Source organism: Paenibacillus sp. MDMC362, from assembly GCF_003269305.1.
Lineage (GTDB): Bacteria > Bacillota > Bacilli > Paenibacillales > Paenibacillaceae > Paenibacillus_AQ.
The window spans coordinates 1-25709 of sequence record NZ_QLYT01000076.1 but is presented as its reverse complement, the minus strand read 5'-3'; the positions used below and the strand labels follow the sequence as shown (position 1 = coordinate 25709).

The window sequence follows — 25709 nt, the reverse complement described above, 5'->3', positions numbered from 1 at the left end:
CTTCAGCCGCGCCGCGCTTACCGCCGCGGCCCTTACCCCCGCGGGCTGCGCCGTCGCGGGCACCAAATCCGCGGCCGCCATTGCCGCCGCGGTCGCCTTCGCCGCGCCCTTGGCGGCGCGGCTTCATATCCACCATCTCAAAATCGATGGTGTGATCGTCCATGTTCACCTTCGCCACGCGAACCTTCACATCATCACCGATGCGGTATACCTTCGAGGTCCGCTCCCCGATCAGCGCCATATGGCCCTCATCGAAATGATAATAATCGTCGGTCATCGCGCTGAGGCGAATCAAGCCTTCGACCGTGTTCTCCAGCTCGATAAACATACCGAAGCTGGTCACGCTGCTGATAATGCCTTCGAACTCTTCGCCGACCTTATCCAGCATGAACTCGGCTTTCTTGAGTGCTTCCGTATCGCGCTCCGCATCCACGGCCACACGCTCGCGCTCGGAGGATTGCTGAGCGATATCAGCCATCCGGCCCGACAGCACCTCATGACGCTTCTCATCCAGCGCGCCGCCGTTCTCCAACACTTCCCGGATGACCCGGTGAATGACCAGATCGGGATAACGCCGAATCGGAGACGTGAAGTGGGAGTAATATTCCGCTGCAAGGCCAAAGTGACCCGTGCTCTCCGCGTCATATTTCGCCTGCTTCATCGAACGGAGCATCATGGTGCTGAGCACCGTTTGCTCCTTCGTGCCTTGAATGGCTTCCAGCAGGTTTTGCAGCGCACGCGGATGGATCGAGTTGCCCCGTCCCTTCACCTGATGCCCGAAATTGGCTGCAAATGCCATAAAGTTCTGCAGCTTCTCCTGATCCGGGTCCTCATGGATCCGGTAGATAAACGGTACCTTCAGCCAGTGGAAATGCTCAGCCACGGTTTCGTTGGCCGCCAGCATGAATTCCTCAATGATCTGCTCCGCGATGGAGCGTTCTCTTTTGACGATATCCACGGGTTTGCCGTTCTCATCCACGATGACTTTGGATTCCACAAAATCAAAATCCACCGCGCCCCGGCGCATCCGGCGGTTCCGCAGCTTCAGCGCCAGCTCGCGCATCAAGCGGAAATCCTCAACGAGGTCACTATAACGCTCGATCAGCTCCGGATCCTCATCCACCAGGATTTTTCGCACATTGTTATACGTCATCCGTTCTTTCGTACGAATAACACTCGTAAAGATATCGTGCTTCACGACTTTCATCTGCTCGTTGAATTCCATCTCACAGGACATCGTCAGACGATCCACCTGCGGATTCAAACTGCATATGCCGTTGGACAGACGGTGCGGGAGCATCGGAATAACCCGATCCACCAAATACACACTGCAGCCGCGATTGTAAGCTTCCTTATCCAGCTCGGAGCGGTCACGGACGTAATAACTGACATCGGCAATATGAACGCCCAGACGGTAATTCCCGTTCGGCAGACGTTCCACATTCACCGCATCATCGAGATCCTTGGCATCTTCGCCGTCAATCGTCACAATGTTTAAGCCGCGCAGATCCCGGCGTCCCTGCTGTACAATCTCTTCTTCCGTAATGGCATCGGGCGCTGCATCCGCCTCGGCCAGGACTTCCTCGGGAAACCCTTCCGGCAGCTGATGCTTGCGGATAATGGACAGGATATCGACGCCCGGATCGTCCTTATGACCCAGAATCTCCACCACTTCGCCCTCTGCCGCAGCTCTTCCTTCCGGATAGCTGACCAGCTTCACCACGACCTTCACGCCATCAACGGCTCCGTTAATCGCATGCTTCGGAATAAAAATATCCCGGTTGATCCGCTTGTCATCCGGCAGCACGAAGCCATAGGCTTCATGGTTCTGGAATACGCCCACGACCTGGGTGACGGCGCGCGTCACGATACGGACCACTTCGCCTTCCATTTTGCCGCCGTCGCTGCTTTGGGAACTGATCCGGATAAGCACGATATCTCCATTCATCGCACTCTTCAAGTCATTGGCATGAATGTACACATCCGGGTGCTCGCGATCATCGGGAATCAGAAAGGCAAAGCCCTTCGCATGAGCCTGCAGCCGTCCGCGCAGCAAATTCATCCGTTCCGGCACGCCATATCGCTGGGTGCTGGTCAGAATGATTTTTCCGGATTGCTCAAGCTCATTCAGCAGCTTCAAGAATTCCCTGAATTCATGGGCATCCTTAATGGCAAAATGCTGCTCCAATTCTTGGTACGTCATCGGTTTGTATGCAGTTTCCCGCATAAAATTCAGTAATATTTCTTCAGTTATCATCATTATCACCTCGGGGAACCTGCAATTTCATCGTTCCGCTATCCATTCTTTACCTTCATATACTCATACCCTAGTATACACGAATTTAATCCTCGGTATCCTTCCGAACACCGTCTTGACCTATGTATTCCGAAATTCAGGCAATAAAAAACCCCCGCTCTTCCAAGAGTGAAAAAGCGAGGGTAACGTTAATTGTTATTTCAACATAGCAACAACGATGGCCAAAATCATAAATCCTGCTGCAAGACCTACCGTTGTACGCTGCAGTACGAGATCCATACCGCGAGCCTTTGTTTTACCAAAAAGATGTTCCGCACCGCCGGAGATGGCACCGGCAAGACCTGCGCTTTTCCCTTTTTGGAGAAGAACGACAGTAATCAACCCGATGGAGAAAATAACAAGCAACACTTCAAAAAATACAACCATGACTTCCACCTCCTACGTATGTAAACATCTAAATTTATGATCTGAAGAGACATTCTAGATTCTACATGAAAAACAGCATTTTTATTGTACCACAGCTTTAATGGCCTGACAAGAAGTACGGGGAACAATCCCAACAAAAAATCTGCTCGGCCAGCCGGTTGGAAGTCGCCTAACATCGTCGATTGGCGGTATGGACTGACACTCCATATCCGGCCACACCATGATTCGCTCGCCAAAAAATAAATGGCCTGCCCCTCCAGCGTTGGCAGACCACCTGTTTCATAGCAGCCAAAGGCTGCTTTATTTCACTCGGAAGGATCCTGTGCTGATCGCCACAAGCTCGCCCTTCTCGTTCGTAATCTTGCATTCCGTCGTGACCGAACGGTGCGTCTGATGCACGATGCTTGCCGTCACGGTGAGGACACCCGCCCTGGCCGGCATGACAAAATGCACGTTCAGATTGCTCGTCACCGTCGATTCGCCCGGGCGCTCCAGCATGACGGCAATGCCCATGGCGTTATCCATCAACGAGGAGAGTACGCCGCCATGCACGATGCCCATCATATTCATATGATGTGGCTGGGCATCCAGCGTGACAACAACCGCCTCCGGACTGGCAGACGCAAGCTTGCAGCCGAGATATCCCCAGAAGGTGGGCTCCGCCGCTCGGGTCATGGCCTCAATGTACGCCTCCCGGTCGTATTCCGGCTGCCCGGCCTTCGTCTCCGGATTGGCATTGGTATGATCCATCAGGCCGCCTCCTTTTTTCTTATGACGTCGTTAGTACTGTATCCATTCCAGCGGGATAACATGAATCACTTAACGTGCCTGCTCAAGCTATTCTGCGCTTCAGCCCGTTCTGCCTTCCTCTTCCTCCTCCAGCAGTTTGCGGCGCAGCACCTTGCCTACCATCGTCTTCGGCAGCGAATCGCGGAACACATACTCGCGCGGCACCTTATAGGCTGCCAGCTGACTGCGGCAAAACTTCTCAAGGCCCGAAGGGTCCGGAGACGCGCCATCCTTCAGCACGATATAAGCTCTGACGGTTTCGCCGCGATAATCGTCCTTCGTTCCGACAACGACGGCTTCCTTCACGGATGGATGCTCATACAGCACTTCCTCGATTTCCCGTGGGTAAATATTGAAACCGCTTGCAATGATCATGTCCTTCTTGCGGTCGATGATCGTAAAATACCCCTCTTCGTCCATCGTTGCCATATCCCCTGTGAACAACCAGCCGTTTCGCAGGGTGTCGAACGTCTCCTCCGGCCGGTTCCAGTACCCCATCATCACCTGCGGTCCTTTTACAATCAGCTCGCCAGGCTCGCCGATGGGCATTTCTTCGCCCGTGTCGGGATCGACCACCTTAGCATCCGTATCCGGAACAGGTACGCCGATGGTGCCGATTTTGCGCCTTCCCCAGATCGGATTCACATGAGTAACCGGGGAAGCTTCAGTCAGGCCATAGCCTTCGATCAGTCGGCCTTTGGTCAGCTCCTCGAACTTATCCTGCACCTCAACCGGAAGCCCGGCAGAGCCGCTGACGCAAGCATTAATCGAAGAGAGGTCATATTCCCTGATCTTGGGATGATTAATCAGTGCGATATACATGGTCGGCGCGCCCGGGAAGAGCGTCGGCTTCATTTTTTTGATCAGGTTCAGAATCATCGTCACTTCGAATTTCGGTACCAATATCAGCATCCCAGCGCGGTAGATGGCCTGGTTCAGCAGCACGGTCAGTCCGAATACGTGAAAACAGGGCAAAACCGCTAAATAGCGCTCCTTCCCATCTTCCACCTGAAAGCACCAGTTCGCGGACTGCAAGGTGTTGGCGATCAGATTCATATGCGTCAGCATGACGCCTTTGGGAACACCCGTTGTGCCACCTGTGTACTGGAGCAGGGCCAGATCCTTCTCCGCCTTCACGGGTTCGCAGATCGGGTCATTCGGCGCGCTGGCGAGCAGCTTCTTGAAGGCATGGACGCGGCTCCCATAATTGACGACTGGAAGGGGGCCCTCCTTCTTGGCTTTGATCGGGTAGAGAAGATTCTTGGGAAATGGCAGGTAATCCGCCACGGACGTGACGATCATATGCTCCAGTTCCGTCTCCTCGATGACTTTTTCAACACGGGACACAAACATATCCATGGTTATGATGATCTTGGCACCGGAATCCTTCATCTGATGCGCAATTTCCCGCTCCATATAGAGCGGGTTGGTCATGACGGCAACGGCTCCGGCCAGCAGCACGCCATAATACGAGATCACCACCTGCGGGCAGTTGGGCAGCATGATCGCTACCCGGTCGCCCTTCTTAATTCCTTTGCTGCGGAGCGCGTTCGACATACGATAGGACGACTCCAGCAGACTCCTATAGTTGATCGTCTTGCCCATGAAATACATGGCCGGCCGACTCGGAAACTTCTGTGCCGACGTCACGAGAAATGATGCCAAATTCTGTTTCGGATAATCAAAAGCGGGGGCTACTTCGGGCGGATAAAACGGCAGCCAAGGCTTTGTATCCATACAAAACCAACCCTTTCCTAAGGAATGCTCCTTCTTTCCTACTCCAAGAAAAATCTCTCTCTTTTGCGGTTACTTACGCATCTTATTGGCGTTGACGCGTGTTACACCGTGTACCGCTCGTTCTTGACCACGCGGGCTGCGATGCTGCGCTTGAGGGCCACCGTATCGACCGGCGTGCAACGCGTCAGTTTCTTGAGCACCGACAGCTGCATCCGCAGCATATCCCCGGTTTCCACTGAGGCCAGCGTCTCTTTCGCGAGTGCTTCGATGCGCTGGAACGCCTCGTATGCAAACACCTGCGTCATCTCGATCATGCTGGCTGCTTTTTCCTCGGAGGTGCGTTCGATTTGCTTGCGGGTACGCAGCAGCGCACTCTCGAGAGCATAAATATCAATCATCATATCCGCCAGATTGGACAAGGCCTCCTGCTCTTTCTCCAGCTTCGTGCCGAACTTCTGTACCGCCATACCGCCTGCAAGGAGGAAAATCTTCTTGCTCATCTCAAGGAAGTGCGCTTCCTGTTCCAGTGTGCCCTCGAAGGTTTGGCCAGGTACCAGCTGCAGCAGCTCTCCTTGGAGACCTTGTGCTTTTTGCAGGAGCGCGATCTCACCCTTCATGGCCTTCTTCACGAGCGTGCCCGGAATCAGGAGCCGGTTGATCTCGTTCGTGCCTTCAAAGATACGGTTGATGCGGGAGTCCCGATAGATGCGTTCCACTTTGTACTCTTGGATATATCCATAGCCCCCGTGAATCTGTACCGCCTCGTCTGCCACGTTATCGAGTCCTTCCGAACAGAACACCTTGTTGATCGAGCATTCGATGGCATAGTCAGAGATCGCCGCAGCCGAGTGGATTCCGGCATCCTCGCTGTTGTAATCGATGTCCTGCATCGCTTCGTCCAGCAATCCTGCCGTCCGGTAAACCATACTCTCCATCACGAAGGTGGTGATGTTCATCTCGGCCAGCTTCTTGCGCATGAGCGGGAACTGCGAGATAGGCGTATCAAACTGTTTACGGGTGTTAGCATATTTCGCGCTCAGCTCGATCGATTCCTTCGCCGCACCGACCGTACCGGCTGCCAATTTATACCTGCCGATGTTCAGGATGTTAAAGGCAATCCGGTGGCCTTTGCCGATCTCGCCGAGCAGGTTCTCCTTCGGCACCTTGACGTCTTCGAAAAAGAGCGGACGCGTCGACGAGCCCTTGATGCCCATCTTCTTCTCCTCCGGACCGAGCGTGAAGCCCTCCATCTCCTTCTCGACAATGAACGCGGTGAAGTGCTCCCCGTCAATCTTGGCGTAGACGATAAAGATATCCGCAAATCCGGCGTTAGTTATATATAGCTTCGATCCGTTCAAAATATAATAGTCACCGTCGTCCGACAAGCGTGCCGTCGTTTTGGCACCCAGCGCATCCGAGCCGGAGGTCGGCTCCGTCAAGCAATAAGCCGCGATTTTCGCGCCAGTCGAGAGATCCGGCAGGTACTTCTGCTTCTGCTCGGTCGTGCCGAAGAACACGATCGGCAGCGTTCCAATGCCGACATGAGCCCCGAAGGAGAGCGCGAAGGAGGAACCCTTCGCCAACGCTTCATTAATAATCGTGGAACTGACCTTATCCAGCCCGATCCCGCCGAACGGCTCCGGCACATCGGCCCCGAGCAGGCCCAGCTCCCCTGCCTTGCGAAGCAGGTCAACCGTCATCTCGTAATTCAGCTTCTCGAGTTCTTCATCATGCGGCACGACTTCCCCGTCGATAAAATCGCGCACCGTCTCGCCGATCATGCGATGCTCTTCCGTGAAATCCTCCGGTGTCAGAATGCGCTGTTTATCGGGATTATCGATGACAAAGCTGCCGCCTTTGATTTTCGGTTCTTTGGTTTGGTTATCGCTCATGATTGGTTTCCCCTTTCGGAATGTGGAATAAGGTGGAGTGCAATGAAATGCCTAGGTGTTGCTTCGTGGTAACTTTTCTGGGTTGAGCATAGAGGCATAAACACCTTCACTTCGGCGCAATAGTGGCCGCTCCGCGTGCGGATTGTACTTCCGATCGCTGTTGAGTGTGGATTTCCAGGAATGGATCTATCAATAGTAGAAATCCAAACTCAAAGGCGACCGCTGCCGCTTCTCCAGTACAATTCCGCCCTCTCCGCTGGGCTAGAGCGCTCAGGTCCTGACCCCTGCCTCCGGCTATCATTGCACTCCCCTGTGGTTGGAGTGGGTGGTGCGGTGTCCGGTCCGTGTACGGAGCGGACACCGCACTAAAGACTACATTTCAGAGTGAATAGGCTGGTCATGCATCATTAGAAGATCAGTGCACTTGATATCGAAAACCTAGATATCGTATATCGAATACAATCAGAAGCATTGTTGAGCTAACGAATTTAAACCACAAACGAAACAGCTGCGAGAATCCCGCCCCATATCCCTCCAGGCGCTTGGAAGGCAGCGTAACTCTGTACCATCTACTTCTTACGCCCCAGCCGCGTGCACCTCGAACACCCCCGCGGCTCCCATGCCGCCGCCGATGCACATGCTCACGACGCCGTAGCCGCCGCCGCGGCGGGCCAGCTCGGAGACGAGGCTGACGGTCAGTTTCGCGCCGGTGCAGCCGAGCGGATGACCGAGCGCAATGGCGCCGCCATTGACGTTGACTTTACTCTCGTCGATACCCAGCGCGCGGATGATGTGGAGGCATTGCGAAGCGAACGCTTCGTTAATCTCGAACACATCCACTTGATCCAGCTCGATGCCCGCCATGCGCAGCGCCTTCGGGATCGCTTCAACGGGGCCGACGCCCATAATCTCCGGCTCCACGCCTGCCAGGGCAAACGATTTGAAGGTAGCCAGCGGGGAAAGGCCCAGCTGCTCCGCTTTCTCGCGGCTCATGACGGCTACCGCCGCCGCGCCGTCACTCGTCTGCGACGCGTTGCCCGCGGTAACCGAGCCGCCGAGGGCAAAGGCCGGCTTCAACTTGGCCAGCACATCCGGGGTCGTGTCCGGCCGGACCCCTTCATCCGTATCGAAGGCAAAGGATTTGCTGCGCACTTTGCCCTGCTCATCGGCCGCAGCCAGGGTAACGTTCACCGGTACGATCTCGTCCCGGAACTTCCCTTCCGCGATGGCCGCCGCGGCCTTCCGGTGACTGCTAGCCGCGAAGGCATCCTGCGCCTCGCGGGTAATGCCGAAGCGGCGGGCCACCTCTTCCGCGGTATGGCCCATGCCGATGTACACCTCCGACATCTCTTCCACGATCGTCGGATGCGGCGCCGGCTTGAAGCCGGTCATCGGCACATGGCTCATGCTCTCGACACCGCCGGCGACGATGACCTCGGCATGACCGAGCATAATGCGCTCTGCCGCGAACGCGATCGCCTGAAGCCCCGAGGAACAGAAACGATTGACGGTCAGCGCGGGTACCGTCACGGGATACCCCGCATATAACGAGATAATCCGCGCGACATTCAGGCCTTGCTCGCCTTCCGGCATCGCGCAGCCGAGGATAATGTCCTCGACGTCCTCTTTTTTCAGGCCAGGTGCACGCTCAATGACGGCTTCCAGTACGGCTTTGCCGAGATCCTCCACGCGCGTCTGGGCGAAACTACCCTTCTTCGCCTTCCCCACCGGAGTACGGGCAAGGGATACTATGACTGCTTCTCTCATGCCATTCACCTCATCAACTTGAAATGGTTGGATCCAATACCGTTTATAATTGCGCGGGCCGCTAATCGGCCGTGAAATGAATTCGTAACAGTGGAACTGATTAAAGAGCCGCCACCATCAAACTTCGCCAGCATGGACAACCTGCCACCATGTACTGTATGCAGCGTCGATTTGGCGAATGGAACGTTGCGATCGATAGCGAACTTATGGCTCTAACGCACTCATCGCCCTAATTCCGCAGCGGCTTGCCTTTCGCCAGCATATGCTGCATGCGCTGCTGGGTCTTGACCTCGCCGAGCAGGCTGAGGAACGCTTCCCGCTCCAGGTCGAGCAGATGCTGCTCGCTCACCACGGTTCCCGCGGGAACATCGCCGCCCGTCAGGATGTGCGCCAGCTTCTTCGCGATCAACAGATCGTGATCGCTGATATAACCGCTTCGCTTCATGTCGATGGCGCCCATCTGGAGCACGGCCCGGCCGTCGCGGCCGACAACGCGGGCTTTGCCCGGCTGCGGCGGAACATAGCCTGCCCGGTCCATCGCAAGTACCGCCTGCTTTGCTTCATAGATCCGGTAGTCCTGATTCATGACCACCGTATCCCCGCTGCGCCCATAACCCATGCGGATTGCTTCATGTCCGCTGGTCGATGCCTTCGCCATCGCCACCATCTCGAAGATTTTGTTAATCTCCGGCTGGAGGTCGCTCTCCTTGTCGGGATGACGGTTGCTGGTCATGAGCGCCAGCTCCTTACAGCCGCCGCCTGCCGGAATGAGGCCGACCCCCGTTTCTACGAGACCGAAATAGGTCTCCGCCGAGAAAATGATCCGGTCAGCCGGCAGGCACGCTTCCACGCCGCCGCCCAGCGTCATCCGGTGAGGCGCAGCCACAACCGGCTTCTCCAACCCCTTCAGCTTCATCATGCTGCCCTGGAACAGACGGATGATGTCATCCACCTCATCCCAATCGCCGCTCTGCGCTTCCATCAGCATGAGCATCAGGTTGGCGCCGACGCAGAAGTTGCGGCCTTCGTTCGCCAGCACCAGCCCGCGGTAATTGGCCCTGACCTCTTCCACGCTCTGCTGAATCATGACCAGAATATCGGCGCCGATCGCATTGTTCGGGGAAGTGAATTCAAGGCACGCAACGCCATCCCCAATATCGATCAGATTCGCCCCCGTATTCGAGCGGATGATCCGGTTTTGCGATTTGAGCGCTTGCAGCGAGATCAGCTCAGGCTGAACCTCTACGCCCTTATACTCCCCTTTGAAATAGTGGAACACCTCGCCGTCCTTCTGCTGATAGAAGGACTTGTTCCCGGCGGCAATCCAATCCTTCACCCAAGCCGGGACGATCATGCCCTCCGCTTCCATGCGCTGCACGGATTCCGGCAGTCCGATCAGATCCCAGGTCTCGAATGGACCGAGCTCCCAGTTGAAGCCCCATTTCATCGCGTTGTCGATGTCCTGAATGGAATCGGCGATCTCTCCCAGCTTGTCGGCCGCATAGACAAGCACTTGCTTCAATACATTCCAAGCCAGTTCAGAGTAACGGTCCTGCGTACCGAGGAATGCCTTGATCTTCCGCTTGGCTCCCTTCACCGCTTTGGCGGCTTCGATGGAAGCGGAGCTCACTTTGGCGCTCGGATTGTACTCCATCGTGGACAGGTTGAGCGATAAAATTTTGCTGCCTTGCTCGCTCTTTACTTTTTTATAGAATCCCTGGCCGCCCTTCTCACCGATCCAGCCGCGGGTGACAAGCTCATTCATGACATCGGGAACCGTGAACACGTCCTTCTCGTTCCCGTCCGGCACGGAGTCGTACACGTTTCTGGCCACATGGACAAAGGTATCGATGCCGACCAAATCCAGCGTACGGAAGGTGGCGCTCTTCGGACGCCCCAGAACGGGCCCGGTCGCCGCATCCACTTCCTCCACGGTATAACTGTTCTTCACCATCTCTTGCAATGTGACGAGGAGACCGTAGGTGCCGATCCGGTTCGAGATGAAATTCGGCGTATCCTTCGCAAGCACAACCCCTTTACCGAGGCGCTTCGTGCAGAAATCAACCATAAACTTCGTAATGTCCGGATCCGTATCAAAGCCCGGGATAATCTCCAGCAGCTTCATATGACGCGGCGGATTGAAGAAATGGGTTCCCAGGAAGTGGCTGCGGAATTCCTCGCTGCAGTCCTCGACCATGGCATTAACGGAAATGCCGGAGGTATTCGTGCTGACGATCGATCCTTCCTTGCGCACGCCCTCAATCTGCTTGAAGATGCTTTTCTTGATTTCCAGGCGCTCCGTGACCACCTCAATGATCCAGTCCACGTCCTTCAGCTGGCTCAGATGATCCTCGGTATTGCCTGGGGTGATCCGGCCCACAAAATCGGCGCTATACAGCGGAGCTGTGCTTGATTTGGGCAGAGCGGCAATGGCTTTGGCCGCAAGCCGGTTTCGTACCTTCGGATGATCCAGCGACAATCCGGCTTTTTCCTCTTCGGCGGTTAAGGATTTCGGAACGATGTCGAGCAGCAGGCAGGGAATGCCGGCATTGGCGAGATGGGCGGCGATCCCCGACCCCATGACGCCAGAGCCGATCACGGCGGCTTTGGTTATGTTTCGACTTGCGACACCGGAACCGCTGACGGATTCCTTGGTAATGGTATTGCTCATTGCACAACGACCTCCTGTTCATGGATTTCGGATAGACCGAATACGGATAATTCCAGGATTTCCGCGATGTCTCGCGTTTTCACACTTTCTTCCACTTCCTTCAGCTTCGTGCCGTCCTCCAGCATCGTCAGGCAGAACGGACAGGCTGAACTGATCATCGTCGGAGATACTGCCAGCGCCTGCTCGGTACGCGCCAGATTCACGCGCTTGCCCGCATCCTCCTCCATCCACATCTGCCCGCCGCCGGCGCCGCAGCACATCCCGTTCTCACGATTTCGCTCCATCTCCAGGAGCTCAACGCCAGGAATGGCGCGAAGCACGCTGCGCGGCTGATCATACACGTCGTTATACCGTCCCAGGTAGCAGGAGTCATGATAGGTGATTTTCTCCTGAACCCGGTATTTAGGCTTAAGGCGCCCTTCCTTCACCAGCTGGTCCAGCAGCTCCGTATGATGAATCACCTCGGCTTCAAGCCCAAATTCCGGATACTCGTTCTTCAAAATATTGAAGGTATGCGGACAAGCCGTCACGATTCGTTTCACATCATACTTCTTGAATGTCTCGATGTTCTCCATGCACAGCTGCTGGAACAGAAATTCATTGCCCATCCGGCGCGGCGTATCGCCCGAATTCTTCTCCTCGTTGCCGAGAATGGCGAAATTGACGCCCGCTTCATTCATAAGCCGGACAAAGGCCTTGGTGATCTTGCGGCTGCGATTGTCGTAAGAGCCCATGGAGCCGACAAAGAACAGCACGTCGAAATCCGGATTTTCCTTTACGGTCGGGATCTTCAGATCCAATTTCCCTTCCGGGTCGACCTCCTTCACCCACTTGCTCCGGTCCGCGCGGCTGATTCCCCAAGGGTTGCCTTGTCGTTCGATGTTTTGCATGGCGCGCTGGCCTTCCTGCGGAACGCTGCCCTCCATCAGAACGAGATGTCGCCGGAGATCCACGATTTTGTCGACATGCTCATTTGCGACCGGACACTGATCCTCGCAATTGCGGCAAGTCGTGCACGCCCAAATCTCTTCCTCTGTCATGACGCCGCCGATCAATTGAATGTCCTTCGGGTCAACGCCCTCAACCTGATGCCAGGATCGCTTCTGCACCTCCATCGTCGGGCCGATATCGGTAATGCCCTCGCCCTTCCAGCCGACAAGGGCCAGATCCGTTGCGCCCATGGAGTGAACGCCCGCCGACCCAAACACGGAGGCAGGCATCCACGCCGATTTGGAGGTGAGCGCGGCACCTTTTTCCGTGAGATGATCCCTCAGCTTCACGATCATGTGCATCGGCGACAGCAGCTTGCCTGTATTCGAGGCCGGGCATACGTTGGTGCATCTTCCACATTCAACGCAGGCATAGAAATCGAGCATCTGCTTCTGCGTGAAATCCTCAATCTTGCCTACCCCGAATGCCTCGGCCTCTTCATCCTCCAGGTCCAGCTTGCTGAGCTTGCTCGGGGGATCGGTACGGCGGACCAGAATGTTGATCGGCGCCGTAATGAGGTGAAAATGCTTCGATTGCGGCACATAGATAAGGAACGATAGCAGAATCAACAGATGCAGCCACCAGAACGCGTAATAGCAAACCGTAACCGCCACCAGCGGCATCCAGGCAAACACGGCCGCAATGCTGGAGGAGATCGGTGCCATGGCCGACCACGCCAGTCCTTCCATGAGCCGTTCAAAAGCCATCGTCAGCAGCACCGAAGCCATCAGCGCGGTGATGAAAAACACGACAATGCTTGGCTTCCAGCCCCGCTTGAGCCGTTTCAGCTTCTCGCCATAGCGGCGATAAGCCGCATAACCGATAGCAAGCAGGATCAGCGCAACCGTAATCTCCTGCATGAGGATAAAGCCGGCGTGCCCCGGAATCGGCAGGCTGTGGCCGGACAATCCCTTCCAGATGATGTCGAGCGCACCGAACTGCAAAATGATAAATCCGTAAAATACAATAAAATGCATGATGCCGCTCTTGCGATCCTTAAACAGCTTGCTCTGTCCGAATACCTGGATGGCGAATTGGCTCAGGCGTTCCTTCAGATCCTTCCTCAGATTCGCTGGCTTGCCCAAACGGATATACAGGTACCGGCGATACACCACGGTGGCGAACATATACACCGCCCAACCGGTGATCAAGACAAAGAGCAGCGCGTTGATTAATGTCAGAATCATCTCTCTCAGCCCCTTGCGTTAAAAATCCTTCTTTCTTCTAATAGTTTGGTGCAGCGTCCCATTTTGCGAAGCTCTTGTCACTCCTTCCGAACCTCTTGTCATGTGTTCATGTCGGGACATATATGAAGCGCTTTCATTAGAGGGACAAAAATAGACCTCCACATCGTGCCGTGCCGACCACTCTAAACCGAACTTCATCGTTTCTGGCTGCATCTCTTCATCCGTACATCGCTCTCATCTGTACTTGCCTGCGGATACCCAGTGACTTGTTTCTTCCGGTTGAACTGCCGTCTATTGCTCTGATATGAACGCCTTATTCTGCTGCTCTGATCCAACTGCTTCATTCATTTCGCGCTTCTTCGTAACCCATCGTTGACAACGACATGAACGTATTTTATGATGGATACAAGAAATGAATGAGTATTCATTCATAATTTTAACTGTATTCTAACACCGGGGTGAGCATATGACAAGTAAAAAAAATGAAAAATACCACCTTATTCTCCAGGGCGCCCTGAAAGTATTCGCCGAGAACGGCTACCACCGGTCCCAGGTTTCCAAGATCGCCAAAGCTGCCGGCGTGGCTGACGGCACCATCTATTTGTACTTTAAGAGGAAGGAGGATATCCTGATCCGCCTGTTCCAGGAGAAGCTTGGCGAGCTGGTCGGCAAATTCCACGAAAGCGTGGAAGGAACCACGGATGCCGTGGAAGCGCTGCGGACGGTGTGCAGCATCCATTTTTCGGAGCTGGAGAGCAATCCTGAGCTTGCTTATGTCACGCAGATTGAGCTGCGGCAGAGCGATCTGGAGCTGCGCAAGGAAATCGGCAGCGCATTGAAGCCATATATTGTGCTGATCGAGAATATTCTGGAACAGGGCATCCAAGAACAGAAATTCCGTTCCGATCTGAACGTCAAGCTGGTGCGCAACCTGATTTTTGGCGCGATGGACGAAGCGGTGACCTCTTGGCTGATCTCCGGCCGCAAGTATTCTCTGTCCGATCAGGCGGATGAGACGCTTAGCTTTTTCCTGAACGGTGTTTCCGGCGGACAATAAGTTCCGCTGATATTCATATTGAAGGGAGCGTTTAACCGATGAAGATTATGGTATTGCTTAAACAGACCTTTGACACGGAGGAAAAAATTACGATTGAGAACGGATCGATTGCCGAGGATGGGGTGAAATTTGTCATCAATCCGTATGACGAATATGCGGTGGAAGAAGCCGTGAAGCTTCGGGATGACCACGGCGGCAGTGTGACGCTCTTGTCCGTCGGACCGGATCGTACGGCAGAGGCCCTGCGGACGGCGCTGGCCATGGGCGCCGATGATGCCGTGCTGATCTCCGACGAGCGGATTCCGGACGATGAATATGCGGTATCCCAAGTGCTGCACGCGTATTTGTCCAAGGAAAGCCCGGATCTGATCCTTGGCGGCAACTTCTCCGTAGACCGCGGTTCGGGTCAGGTGGCCATTCGCCTGGCGAGCCTTCTCGGCATTTCGCATGCGGGCTCCATTACCAAGCTTACGCTGAGCGGTACCACGGCTGAAGTGCATCGGGATGCCGAGGGCGATCTTGAAGTGCTGGAGGTTCAGCTCCCGGCGATCTTCACGGCACAGCAGGGACTGAACGAACCCCGCTATCCATCGCTGCCTGGCATCATGAAGGCTAAGAAAAAGCCATTTCAGACGTTGACCCTGGATGATCTCGGGTTATCGGAAGCCGATATCCAGCCGGCAACGAAGCAAAGCGAGCTGTCCCTGCCGCCGGAGCGAAGTGCCGGACGCATTCTGAAGGGCGAGCCCGCAGAAGTGGCACATGAGCTGGTATCCTTGCTCCGCACCCAGTCGAAAGTGATCTAACGGGTCAACATAATAAACGGGTGTACGTATATATCCCTTTGACTCCAGATATTGAATGCGGTTACATGGAACCCACAGGCCACTATGCCATGATTCCTTATGTATTCTGATTGTATGGTTTACGGGATGTCCGTCATGCACGCTTTTCGCTTGATACGTTCCGCGAATCCGAGCAGCAACGGTTCAGGGGAAATCCCCTGAATTCGCTTAATTTTGCTAAGGCTGGTTAAATCGTCGAATCTCTTCTCTTCAATCCCATATGGATCCTAGGAGGTTATGATATGAGCAAAACGATATTAGTGTATGCCGAGAACCGGGATGGGAAGCTGCGCCAGGTTGCCCTCGAAACGCTTGGCGCGGCTCGCTTGATTGCAGGTGACGGTGACAGCATCCGCATTCTGGTTGCGGGCTCCAACATTACGGAGGCTGTATCGGCCCTGAACGCCTATGGTGCCGATACGATCTATACGGTGGAACATGATGATCTGGAAAGCTATAATCCTGAGGCTTATATGGCCGCCATTGAAGCGGTTATCGGTCACGCCAAGCCGGATGCCGTGCTCTTCGGACATACAGCTATCGGCCGCGATTTAGCACCGCTCGTCGCCGCTTCCCTGAGTGCCGGGCAGATTTCCGACGTAACCGCGATCGAGACGGAAGGTGGAGATGCGGTGTTCACTCGTCCGCTCTATGCGGGTAAAGCTTTTGAGAAGCGCGTCTTCCAGAACGGACCGTGGGTGGTCACGGTGCGTCCGAACAATATTCCTGCCGCGGAAGCCATCGAAGGCGCGAGCGCCACCATTGAGGACATCGCTTACCCTGCCCCTTCCCTCCGCTCCGTGGTAAAGGACGTTGTTCGCAAAACGACGGGAAAAATCGACCTATCGGAAGCCAAAATCGTCATTTCCGGGGGGCGCGGCGTGAAGAGCGCGGAAGGCTTCCAGCCGCTGGAGGAGCTCGCGGACCTGCTCGGCGGTGCCGTCGGCGCATCGCGCGGCGCCTGTGATGCCGGCTACTGCGATTACGCGCTCCAGATCGGGCAGACCGGCAAGGTCGTTACGCCCGAGATCTATATTGCCTGCGGCATTAGCGGCGCCATCCAGCATCTGGCCGGCATGAGCCAATCGCGGGTCATTATCGCCATCAACAAAGACCCTGAGGCACCGATCTTCAAGGTGGCCGATTACGGCATCGTCGGCGATCTGTTCGATATCGTTCCTCTGCTGACGCAGGAATTCCGCAAAGTCCTGGTATCGTAAGGCTTCTTAACGATAACGGTTTATCCCACGATAACATGTCCAAAAAGGCTGCCCAAAAGGTCCAAGGGACCTGGGACAGCCTTTTCTTCGTACGTTTTGCCGTAACAATGCCCTGCGACTATGAATCATTCCTGGGGGGCTGCCTCGTCAATTAGATATACAACAGGCTCAATCGTATCAACTTGTAGAACCAAACCGCTTCAGCAGCTTCTGCTGATGGGCCGTAAACGCTTCTTCCAGCGAAATCCCATATAGATCCGCCAACAGTGAAATGTTGCCGAGCACGTCGCCGATCTCCTCCACCAAATCCTGCTTGAGCTGTTCCCTGGATTGGACCTCTTCGTCGGGGCGGTCCCTGCCGATCTCATAAGCGCGAACGGCACGCGCCGTTTCCCCTGTCTCCTCCATCAAAAACCCAACCCGAATAAAGGGGCCGTACTCGGTCCAGCCTCGCTCTCCATAAAATTGTTTAATCCATTGCTGCGCTTCATTCATATCCATACTTGTGCTACCTCCGCGATTCCCTGGGATGACTAAACCTTTACTTTTTACACAATTCAAGAACAAACTCATGATAATGCTAACATGTATGCCATAAAATAAGAGGTGCCATCTGATGACCATTAACAATATTGTTCATCGACGCCATGACATAAATCACTATATATAGTATAATTACACGAATAAAATATCAACATCTTGTCAAGGAGTGTGCGAATTGAAATCCATATGTGTATTTGCAGGATCAAACATGGGGGAACATCCAGACTATAAAGCGAAAGCTGCCGAGCTCGGCAGACGCATTGCCCACAACCAATACAAGCTCGTGTACGGCGGCTCCAAAATCGGATTGATGGGTGAAGTGGCTAACGCCGTTTTGCAGCATGGCGGTGAAGTTGTCGGTGTGATGCCAAGAGGACTGTTTAAAGGCGAGATTGTACATACCGAGCTGACCCAGCTCATTGAAGTAGCGGATATGCATGAGCGCAAAGCGACGATGGCGAAGCTGTCCGACGGGTTTATCGCCATGCCGGGCGGTTTTGGAACCTTTGAGGAATTGTTCGAAGTATTGTGCTGGTCGCAAATCGGAATTCATCAGAAACCGATCGGGCTCCTGAATGTCCGGGAGTATTATGAGCCGTTTATGAAGCTGATTCAGTACAGTATTACGAAAGGTTTCTCCAACGCCTCCCACCTAAACCTGATCAACCTCTCCGATGACCCGCTCAAGCTGCTCGAGCTCATGGATAGCTACACCCCGCCGGCACTGGACTTGAAGTGGAAGGATTTGGATTAAGGAGCGTTTGCGGAGAATAGCGATCTTTCCCCCACATTCAGGGAGGAAGTCTTGTACTCGATGTTGGTTGATACGTATTTAGGATCCTCTACAACAAATCGACCGTATCCGCAACGAAGGCACCGGACTCCCGGTGCCTTTTTGTTTTTGCAATATTGATGGTGGTAAGTATTAAGCAAAACCGCCGTTCACGCGGATCGTTTGGCCTGTGATCCATTTCGATTCTTCGCCGGCCAGAAAGAGGACGGCCCCTGCAACATCATCCGGTTCCCCCATACGTCCGAAAGCATTCATGTTTGCAATTCCCGTGATTTGTTCTTCCGATTTGCCAATTGTAAAGAGCTCCGTATTAATCGGTCCGGGCGCCACTGCGTTAATTGTAATTCCTTTGGGTCCGAATTCTTTGGCTAACTGACGCGTAAACTGCTCTACAGCGCCTTTCGTGCCTGCATATATGCTATACGCCGGGAACATCTGCCCAACCACCGACGTCGAGAAATTGATGATACGGCCGCCCGAATTCATATGGTGAAAAGCCTGCTGGATCGCGAAATAAGTCCCTTTCACGTTAATCGCAAACTGCTGATCGAAATCTTCCTCCGTCATGGCAGCAATCGGCTTGGTTGTCATGATGCCGGCATTGTTCACGAGAATATCGATACCTCCATACGCCTCGATCGTTTCACTAAACAGTCGCTCAATCGCTGCTACCTGACGAATATCAGCTTGAATGGCCCGGGCTTCGCCGCCGCTTTGCTTAATGGCGCTCACCACTTCCTCGGCTTTATCCGGGCTGCTCGCATAGTTTACAACTACTTTAGCCCCGTTCTCTGCAAGTCTCTCCGCAATTTCACGCCCGATGCCTCTTGAGGCTCCCGTTACGATAGCTACCTTGCCCAGTAAACTCTTAATCATGATACAACCTCCCGTATATGAATTAGGTGCACGGATATCTCATCGGATGGATCCTCTGATCTGTAGATCATTTTTTGTAATTTGATTATATGTCTACACATTACAAATTACAAGTAACAATTTTATATTTCTGTCACTTGTAATTGGATATATACAAAAAAGACGCTATCCCATGCGAGTATCGCCAAGAATAGCATCTTTTTAACGGTGGTCTCGCTGCCCCAGCTCCGAAGTCTGTTCGGAAATGCATAACGGCCGCCTCAATCCCTGCTTAGTTCCCTCTGACTATGATTCTCTTCCGTTCACTGTTTCGCGATTCCGGATAACAATATGGCCCACACCGAGTCAAAATCGGATTCAATCTCCTGCGAGGTCCACTGAGAAGCATGCGCCGGATGATGAAACAGGGACGTTGCCATGAAAAAGGCTTTTGCCACCGACTCCGGCTGGCCCGGCTTAAATTCACCGGTAAGCACCCCTCGATCGATGATCTGGGCAATCTGTCCGATTAACAGCTTTACATGCGTATCAATCACCTTGACGGCTTCCAATGTCACGGTCGTATACATGGCAAACATCTCGGGATCCTCTAGGACATAAGCCCGTTTGGCCCGGATGAGGGTATCCGTCCATAACCGCAAGCGTTCGGTGGCACTGCCATCCGTTCCGTCTGCAATCTTCTGTAACGGATCCGCAATCCGGTGCAGCCACCGTTCCGTTACGGCTTCCCTCAGAGCAGCCTTGCTGGGAAAATGCCGATACAGGGATCCATGGCTGACTTGAAGTGCCTTGGCAACATCGACAACCGAGGTTTTGTCAGGACCATAGCGCCGAAGCGTCTGCTCGGCCGCGTCCAATATGGCTTCTTTCGTTAGTGGTTGGTCATGTGACATAGGTTCAATGAGCACCGAACCGGGACTTACCATTCTCCGCCCGACTGCCCATCTTCACGCCCCCTCTCTGTTGAACACATTATAACAAACCAGCATTCAATATCAATATTGAACTTTTGTTATTTGTTATAACTGGAGTCCCCGCTTTATTCGCTTGATCATCCCCCCTCTATTTGTCCGATCCACGAAAAGCCTCCTCCTCCATGAATACCATCCTCCGTGCTCTTGTAAGGGAGGAGTTTTCATGGGATCAGTGAATCCGAAGCAACCTGTTCCCTGACGACAGGACCATCCCCAGCTAAAAAATAGAGGAAGCCGGCACATTGCCAGCTCCCCCACCTCTTACCTTCACTTTTCTATATCTTACGAATGCTTAGCAGCGAATTGCCGTTCTTCATAAACTCATAAGGCACTTTAACTTCTGCTACCCGAAAGCCTTCTGCCTCCAGCTCTTGATTCAGGCGCTCCAAATGAGCGTAACGATTCCCCGACAAATCGGTCAACGGAAAGATGCGCACCTCTTCCGAGGCAACCCGCAGCAGCTCCCGAATCGTCTGGACATGAAAGCCATAATCCAATCGGTCACTGTACATAAACAGAAAATGGGCGGACAGCACCAGGTGAAACTGATCGCTATCAAAAGGCAGCTCCGGCAGTACCGCAGCGACATAGCGATCCGGAAATTCCCTCATATCCTGAACGCAATCACGGAGCGCTTGCTGGCGATGCTGACGAAGTCCCTCCACATCACCATAATAATCCCAGATATAATTACTCTTCGCCCGCTCCATCGTTTCCATCGCATGCCCGATATCCTGCAGTCCCTTGGCCTCCAGGTCATCCGGCTTGTGGTCGTAGGCAATATCACTAGCCGTTATATCGAGACCATGCTTCGCACCTTGAGCGGTGAACGAACACGCGCCGGAAGGGCAATCCAATACACTTTTGTCGGCTAGGTTCGACATTTCCAAATCAAACATATGCGTGTACTCTTCAAACGTGCGGCCAATGAATACAATCCGGTCCAGTTCCTGCTTGGTCTTGCCTTGACTCTGCTCATCTCTACTCATCTCTTCTCACCTCAGCTATTTATTGCGGGCGCGGGTACGATGGCTACTTCCCCACCTCCGCAAGGTTATATTACCATAAGATGGAATGAGTGGTTGTTAACCACATATTATTTACAGAAGCCCAACTCCACGCCGCCTTCAACCGTTCTATTTATACTATAATATAGATAACTAACTTTTTTCGAAGGGGATTTCCTTATGCTGCCTTATCCTACTGCTACGACTAGAGAAGAGAAAATGAACATCATTCATCAAATCAAAGATCGACTCCTTCAGTTGCACGGCGATAACATTTTGGCCATTGGCCTGTACGGTTCGATTGCACAAGGGATTGACGGTCCTTACTCGGACATTGAACTTCGGGTTGTTACACAGGACGGTGTCTCCCTGCCCGGACACGAATTCATATACCCCCCTTTCAAAATCGAAATCGGCATGAAACAAAAACAGGATATACTCATGGATGCAGCGTCAGTGGACGACTCCTGGGCGATTACAGCGGGCGCTTATGTCCATCTACAGGAAATTTACGATCCGGCGAACCTGCTTGCTGAGATTCGGAAGCTGCCCCTTCAGGTTTCAGACGAAGCCATCAAAGAAACGATGCGGGAATTCATGATTTGGGAACCCTACGAAACGATGGGTAAAATACGAAACAACGTCCAATCCGGTAACTTAGGCTACCTTCCGCTTGGGGCCAAGGACCTGACCTGGCAGACGGCCAAGCTGATTGGACTTGCCAACCGAACGTTTTACAATACAAGAGCCAAGACATTGGAGGAATCACTGTCCCTAAAATCCAGGCCTTCGGGATACGATGAGCTGGCACAATTGGTGATGCGGGGTCAGCTTCTCCAGATCGATCATGTGTATGAGCTTTGCGAACAGCTCTGGACCGGTCTGAACGCATGGTATGAAAAAATGAATATTGAATATAAATCAAAAGAGCTTCCATTCTGATGGAGGCTCTTGCTTTGTGTTATGCATGGAATGCTGATCATTCTCAATCTTATATTGACACATGTCATATTCTGGAACTACGCTGTGTAAGAGCCGATTTCTTACATACGATGAAAGATCGCTTTACGAAACGCCTGAATGATCCTAAAAGGAAGTGAGTACTTATCATGCAAATTCAATTGAGTAGACCGCCGGATTACAGACCTCCTTATTGGCTGCCGCTTACAACCATCCTCACCGTCATACTCGTGATCTCCCTCATGCTGTGGTTCGAGAAGCCGCCGGAAGCCAGAAATATCGATGCGCCCGCAACCGAGTTCTCTGCCGAACGCGCGATGGCGCATGTCGAGCGCATCGCTCAAAAGCCCCATCCGATGGGTTCGCCTGCCAATGCGGAAGTCAGAGCTTACTTGGTAGAACAGATGAAGCAGCTCGGCTTGAACCCGGACGTTCAAGAATTTAATGGCCGACTAACAACCAAGTACATCGACGCCGACATTCAGCTTACCAACATTCTGGGCATCATTAAGGGCACCGGATCGGGCAAACCACTCCTGCTTATGTCCCATTATGACTCGGTCCCTACCGGACCCGGAGCCAACGATGCTTCGGTAAGCGTAGCTTCGTTGCTGGAGACGGCAAGAGCGATCCAAGCCGGACCTCCGCCGCAGAATGACATATGGATTCTGCTGACAGACGGGGAAGAGAGGGGTCTGCTGGGGGCGGAAGTGTTCTTCCGTGACCCACAGCACCTTGAGGTTGGCATGATTGCCAATTTTGAAGCCCGGGGATCGAAAGGCTCCTCCTTCATGTTCCAGACCAGCGACAGCAATAGTCGGATCATTGAAGAATACGCACAAGCCGTATCCAATCCTGTCAGCAACTCACTGTTGGTGGACCTCTACAAACAACTGCCGAACGATACCGATTTGACGGTGGCGCTTGAGCATGGTCTCCCGGGACTAAACTTTGCCTATGGCGATGGGTGGGTCGCTTATCATACCCCGATGGACAACACGGAGAACGTCTCCCTTGAAACCATGCAGCATCAAGGCGAGAATGCGCTGGCCGTGGCAAAGCATTTTGGCAATCTTGATTTGACCAACCTGGCTTCAACAGACGACCGTATTTATTTCAATCTATTTGGCCTGCTGATTCATTACCCTGCAAAATGGGCGATCCCGATCACCGTGGTGTTCGCGGCGATATGGATGGCATTCGCGGTACTGTTTGCCCGTATCTCCAGACTCTCCCTTAAGGGAAGTTTGCTAGGCCTGCTAACCCCGATTGCAGCCATCGTGCTCTCGGCAGCGCTAAGCTTTGGCCTGTGGTCGCTGGTTGATACGTTGTGGGCCGGCAAAATGACGCAGCCCACAGGGGCAACCTATGATTCGCTTCTGTACAGTGTCAGCTTCATCCTGGTAACCTTCATCGTTCACGTTGCGCTCACCCGCTGGATCGTGCGGAAAGTGAATGAATTGGAGATGCTGCTGGGAGGCTCATTCCTGTTCCTGGTGCTGCTTGTCGGCTCAACCTGGTTCCTGCCGGGCGCAAGCTATTTATTTGCGATTCCGCTGCTGGTCCATTACGCGGCACTGACATGGGCGGCATTTACCCGGGACCCGATCGAATCCTTAAACCATCCGGCTGTCGTACTGGGAACGTCCCTGATCCCTGTTCTGATGTTCACTTCGGTCTTTCATATTGTGTTCCTTATGCTGCCGCCAGGGATTCACCTATTCAGCGTGGTGCTGATCGGGCTCATTCTTGCCCTAATGTCCCCTGCGGTACGAATGCTCGCGTATGCCTGGAAATGGGTGCTGCCGGCTGCCTTCATCGCCATCATCGTTCTGCTCGCCATCGGCTGGATCCAGGCCGAACCGGGACCGGATCGGCCGGTTTACGGGAGCTGGTAAGCATTGCAGGCACCCTACCTGCTGCTTCATGCTTGAGGGTGTGAGACCCGATAAACGCACCATGATCTCCATGCCAAACAAGCAAACGCGCGAAGCGCGTTTGCTTGTTTTTTGACATTGGATCGATTCCGCCCCCGTTACTTCACGATATTTTGCCAATGCGGAGGTAGTTCATACGTCTTCAGATGTTTGTATTCCACCAGCTTGACCATACCGCCGGGAATCGTCGGAGCCACTTCAAACACAAGCCGATCCTTTCCAACCGAAATATGGGGACCAACCGTTGGATTGGCCTCAAGCGTAATGATGAAATGGAAACCGCGGAATCCGTTCACCCTCTTCACTTCGGTCACATCCACAAAGTATGGATAAACCAGCGGCTGCTCCTTCAACGTGTGAATATAATGCCCGCGAACCGCCTCATCGATATGAGGAAGCAGAATAGCATCAGCATATCCTGATATTGCAGCTGCGCACTATCCTTCTTCGGTGAAGAATAGGTCTCCTCGGCATAGGACGGCAGCGTTATACCCATAACCATAACGATGGCAAGAATTAGGCTTATGAAGCGTTTGTTCATATTCTCCCTCGCCTCCTGCAACAGCTCTTTATCTTTAGGCTACCCCAACCGATAGAATTGATGTAACACCCATGAAACGAACGTGATCCGCGATATAGATTAATCAGGGGACGTGCGATATGATAGGTGGAAGGAATGATATCGTATCAGCTATGCCTTCCTTATCACATTCATCGTGCTTGTCCCATGGACACGGGGAGGATAACCATCAACATGAAAAAAAGGATTATGATCATGTCAGCAGCAATTATTGCATTTCTAGTTCTCATTATTGTCGGAGCAAGCTTCTACTTCTATAACGTCGCTATTGCCCGTGCCGACAAGGGCTTTCTAAACGGCAACCCGGACCTGGAAGCCAATTCGAATATCGACAATCCCTTTGCGGACAGCAAGGATTGGTGGGCCCAGCAGAGCTTCGAGGAATGGAACCTTACTTCAGACGACGGTCTGAAGCTGCATGCTTACTATTTACCTGCCAAGGTATCAACGGATAAAACCGTCATCATTGCTCATGGCTACTCCGGGCATTCGGAGCAGATGAGCGGATTCGCCCAAATGTACCATAAGGACCTGGGTTACAACGTGCTTCTGCCCGACGCGCGAGGTCATGGACGAAGCGAAGGCGATTACATCGGCTTCGGCTGGCCGGAGCGCAAGGATTATCTGAAATGGATCGATCAAGTCATCGAGCATACGGGTGAAAGCACGCAAGTTGTCCTTCATGGAGTATCCATGGGCGGTGCAACGGTCATGATGACCAGTGGCGAAGAGCTTCCTCCCCAGGTAAAGGCCATTGTTGAGGACTGCGGATATACCTCGGTGACAGATGAGCTGAAATATCAGCTGAAGCGCATGTATAAGCTGCCGTCCTTCCCGCTGGTTCAATCCACGAGCCTGTTGACCAAGATCCGCGCCGGATACTCCTTCGGCGAAGCATCCGCACTCGAACAGGTGAAGAAATCCAAAACACCGACGCTGTTCATTCACGGCGGCGGCGATTTGTTCGTACCTACCGAGATGGTGTATGAGCTGTACGAGAATGGTCCGGAGCAAAAGAAACTGTTCATCGTACCCGAAGCAGGTCACGGCATGGCGCGCCAGTTCGATCCCGAGGGGTATGACCGCGAAGTGACGGAGTTTATTGGTGCGTATGTGCAATAAGAGGAAAAAAGAGCAGTCCATGTTGGTATTATCCCCTCATGGTAGACAGTGAAAAAAGAGGACATGTTACAATGAACTC

The 25709-nt window shown here is 53.4% G+C and carries 21 protein-coding genes; 7 read left to right on the top strand and 14 right to left on the bottom strand.

Going from position 1 to position 25709, the window contains the following annotated elements; all coding sequences use genetic code 11:
• The 8 genes from rnr to DP091_RS28815 all read right to left on the bottom strand — a co-directional run.
• A partial coding sequence (gene rnr, locus DP091_RS28855; protein WP_113061488.1) for a ribonuclease R occupies positions 1–2257 on the bottom strand: 2257 nt, incomplete at its 3' end.
• A gap of 195 nt (positions 2258–2452) precedes the next feature.
• Positions 2453–2683 carry a preprotein translocase subunit SecG gene (gene secG, locus DP091_RS28850; protein ID WP_009593367.1) on the bottom strand — a complete coding sequence of 77 codons (231 nt, stop codon included), beginning with the start codon at positions 2681–2683 and terminating at the stop codon, positions 2453–2455.
• Between the two features lie 300 nt (positions 2684–2983).
• Positions 2984–3433 (bottom strand): PaaI family thioesterase, encoded by a 450-nt coding sequence (locus DP091_RS28845; protein WP_113061487.1) that lies wholly within the window; start codon positions 3431–3433, stop codon positions 2984–2986.
• Positions 3434–3532: 99 nt separating this feature from the next.
• The gene (locus tag DP091_RS28840; protein WP_113061486.1) at positions 3533–5209 is read right to left on the bottom strand and encodes a long-chain-fatty-acid--CoA ligase; all 1677 of its coding nucleotides are present in this window, start codon (positions 5207–5209) and stop codon (positions 3533–3535) included.
• Between the two features lie 101 nt (positions 5210–5310).
• The gene (locus DP091_RS28835) at positions 5311–7101 is read right to left on the bottom strand and encodes an acyl-CoA dehydrogenase family protein (protein WP_113061485.1); all 1791 of its coding nucleotides are present in this window, start codon (positions 7099–7101) and stop codon (positions 5311–5313) included.
• Positions 7102–7677: 576 nt separating this feature from the next.
• Positions 7678–8868: an acetyl-CoA C-acyltransferase gene (locus DP091_RS28825; RefSeq protein ID WP_113061483.1), complete on the bottom strand. Its 1191-nt coding sequence runs from the start codon at positions 8866–8868 to the stop codon at positions 7678–7680.
• Between the two features lie 229 nt (positions 8869–9097).
• A complete protein-coding gene (locus tag DP091_RS28820; protein ID WP_113061482.1) occupies positions 9098–11539 on the bottom strand; it encodes a 3-hydroxyacyl-CoA dehydrogenase/enoyl-CoA hydratase family protein in 2442 nt (813 codons plus the stop codon).
• The gene (locus DP091_RS28815) at positions 11536–13716 is read right to left on the bottom strand and encodes a (Fe-S)-binding protein (RefSeq protein ID WP_113061481.1); all 2181 of its coding nucleotides are present in this window, start codon (positions 13714–13716) and stop codon (positions 11536–11538) included. The genes DP091_RS28820 and DP091_RS28815 overlap by 4 nt, the downstream gene beginning before the upstream one ends.
• A gap of 466 nt (positions 13717–14182) precedes the next feature.
• On the opposite strand from DP091_RS28815, the gene DP091_RS28810 reads away from it, so the two are divergent.
• The 3 genes from DP091_RS28810 (at position 14183) to DP091_RS28800 (ending at position 16838) form a co-directional block, all read left to right on the top strand.
• A complete protein-coding gene (locus DP091_RS28810) occupies positions 14183–14773 on the top strand; it encodes a fatty acid metabolism transcriptional regulator FadR (protein ID WP_036664878.1) in 591 nt (196 codons plus the stop codon).
• 38 nt (positions 14774–14811) lie between these two features.
• Positions 14812–15579 carry an electron transfer flavoprotein subunit beta/FixA family protein gene (locus tag DP091_RS28805; RefSeq protein ID WP_113061480.1) on the top strand — a complete coding sequence of 256 codons (768 nt, stop codon included), beginning with the start codon at positions 14812–14814 and terminating at the stop codon, positions 15577–15579.
• A gap of 281 nt (positions 15580–15860) precedes the next feature.
• Positions 15861–16838, top strand: a complete 978-nt coding sequence (locus tag DP091_RS28800) for an electron transfer flavoprotein subunit alpha/FixB family protein (RefSeq protein ID WP_113061479.1) — start codon at positions 15861–15863, stop codon at positions 16836–16838.
• Between the two features lie 177 nt (positions 16839–17015).
• Here the strand turns inward: DP091_RS28800 and DP091_RS28795 are convergent, their stop codons facing one another.
• On the bottom strand, positions 17016–17339 hold the full coding sequence (locus DP091_RS28795; protein ID WP_113061478.1) for a MazG nucleotide pyrophosphohydrolase domain-containing protein: 324 nt from the start codon (positions 17337–17339) through the stop codon (positions 17016–17018).
• A 217-nt stretch (positions 17340–17556) separates the two neighbouring features.
• Between DP091_RS28795 and DP091_RS28790 the strand changes: the two genes are divergently transcribed.
• Complete coding sequence (locus DP091_RS28790) at positions 17557–18135, top strand: LOG family protein (protein ID WP_113061477.1); 579 nt, start codon at positions 17557–17559, stop codon at positions 18133–18135.
• Between the two features lie 171 nt (positions 18136–18306).
• On the opposite strand, the gene DP091_RS28785 is transcribed toward DP091_RS28790, so the two are convergent.
• The 3 genes from DP091_RS28785 to DP091_RS28775 all read right to left on the bottom strand — a co-directional run bounded on the left by DP091_RS28785 (position 18307) and on the right by DP091_RS28775 (position 21013).
• A complete protein-coding gene (locus DP091_RS28785) occupies positions 18307–19050 on the bottom strand; it encodes an SDR family oxidoreductase (RefSeq protein ID WP_113061476.1) in 744 nt (247 codons plus the stop codon).
• A 302-nt stretch (positions 19051–19352) separates the two neighbouring features.
• Positions 19353–19943, bottom strand: coding sequence for a TetR/AcrR family transcriptional regulator (locus DP091_RS28780; protein ID WP_258394731.1), 591 nt, complete (start codon positions 19941–19943; stop codon positions 19353–19355).
• A 356-nt stretch (positions 19944–20299) separates the two neighbouring features.
• Positions 20300–21013, bottom strand: coding sequence for an SAM-dependent methyltransferase (locus DP091_RS28775; protein WP_113061475.1), 714 nt, complete (start codon positions 21011–21013; stop codon positions 20300–20302).
• A 198-nt stretch (positions 21014–21211) separates the two neighbouring features.
• Here DP091_RS28775 and DP091_RS28770 point away from each other — a divergent pair, with 198 nt between their 5' ends.
• Both DP091_RS28770 and DP091_RS28765 read left to right on the top strand, forming a co-directional pair.
• The gene (locus DP091_RS28770) at positions 21212–21973 is read left to right on the top strand and encodes a kanamycin nucleotidyltransferase C-terminal domain-containing protein (protein WP_113061474.1); all 762 of its coding nucleotides are present in this window, start codon (positions 21212–21214) and stop codon (positions 21971–21973) included.
• 167 nt (positions 21974–22140) lie between these two features.
• On the top strand, positions 22141–23889 hold the full coding sequence (locus DP091_RS28765; protein WP_113061473.1) for a M28 family peptidase: 1749 nt from the start codon (positions 22141–22143) through the stop codon (positions 23887–23889).
• 137 nt (positions 23890–24026) lie between these two features.
• Here the strand turns inward: DP091_RS28765 and DP091_RS32175 are convergent, their stop codons facing one another.
• Positions 24027–24281, bottom strand: coding sequence for a DUF3888 domain-containing protein (locus DP091_RS32175; RefSeq protein ID WP_258394730.1), 255 nt, complete (start codon positions 24279–24281; stop codon positions 24027–24029).
• Positions 24278–24469, bottom strand: a complete 192-nt coding sequence (locus tag DP091_RS32170; RefSeq protein ID WP_258394729.1) for a hypothetical protein — start codon at positions 24467–24469, stop codon at positions 24278–24280. Before DP091_RS32170 ends, DP091_RS32175 begins: the two co-directional genes overlap by 4 nt.
• A 213-nt stretch (positions 24470–24682) precedes the next feature.
• Between DP091_RS32170 and DP091_RS28755 the strand changes: the two genes are divergently transcribed.
• Entirely contained in the window at positions 24683–25630 is a 948-nt protein-coding gene (locus DP091_RS28755) for an alpha/beta hydrolase (RefSeq protein WP_113061472.1), read from the top strand.
• The last annotated feature ends 79 nt before the right edge of the window (positions 25631–25709 follow it).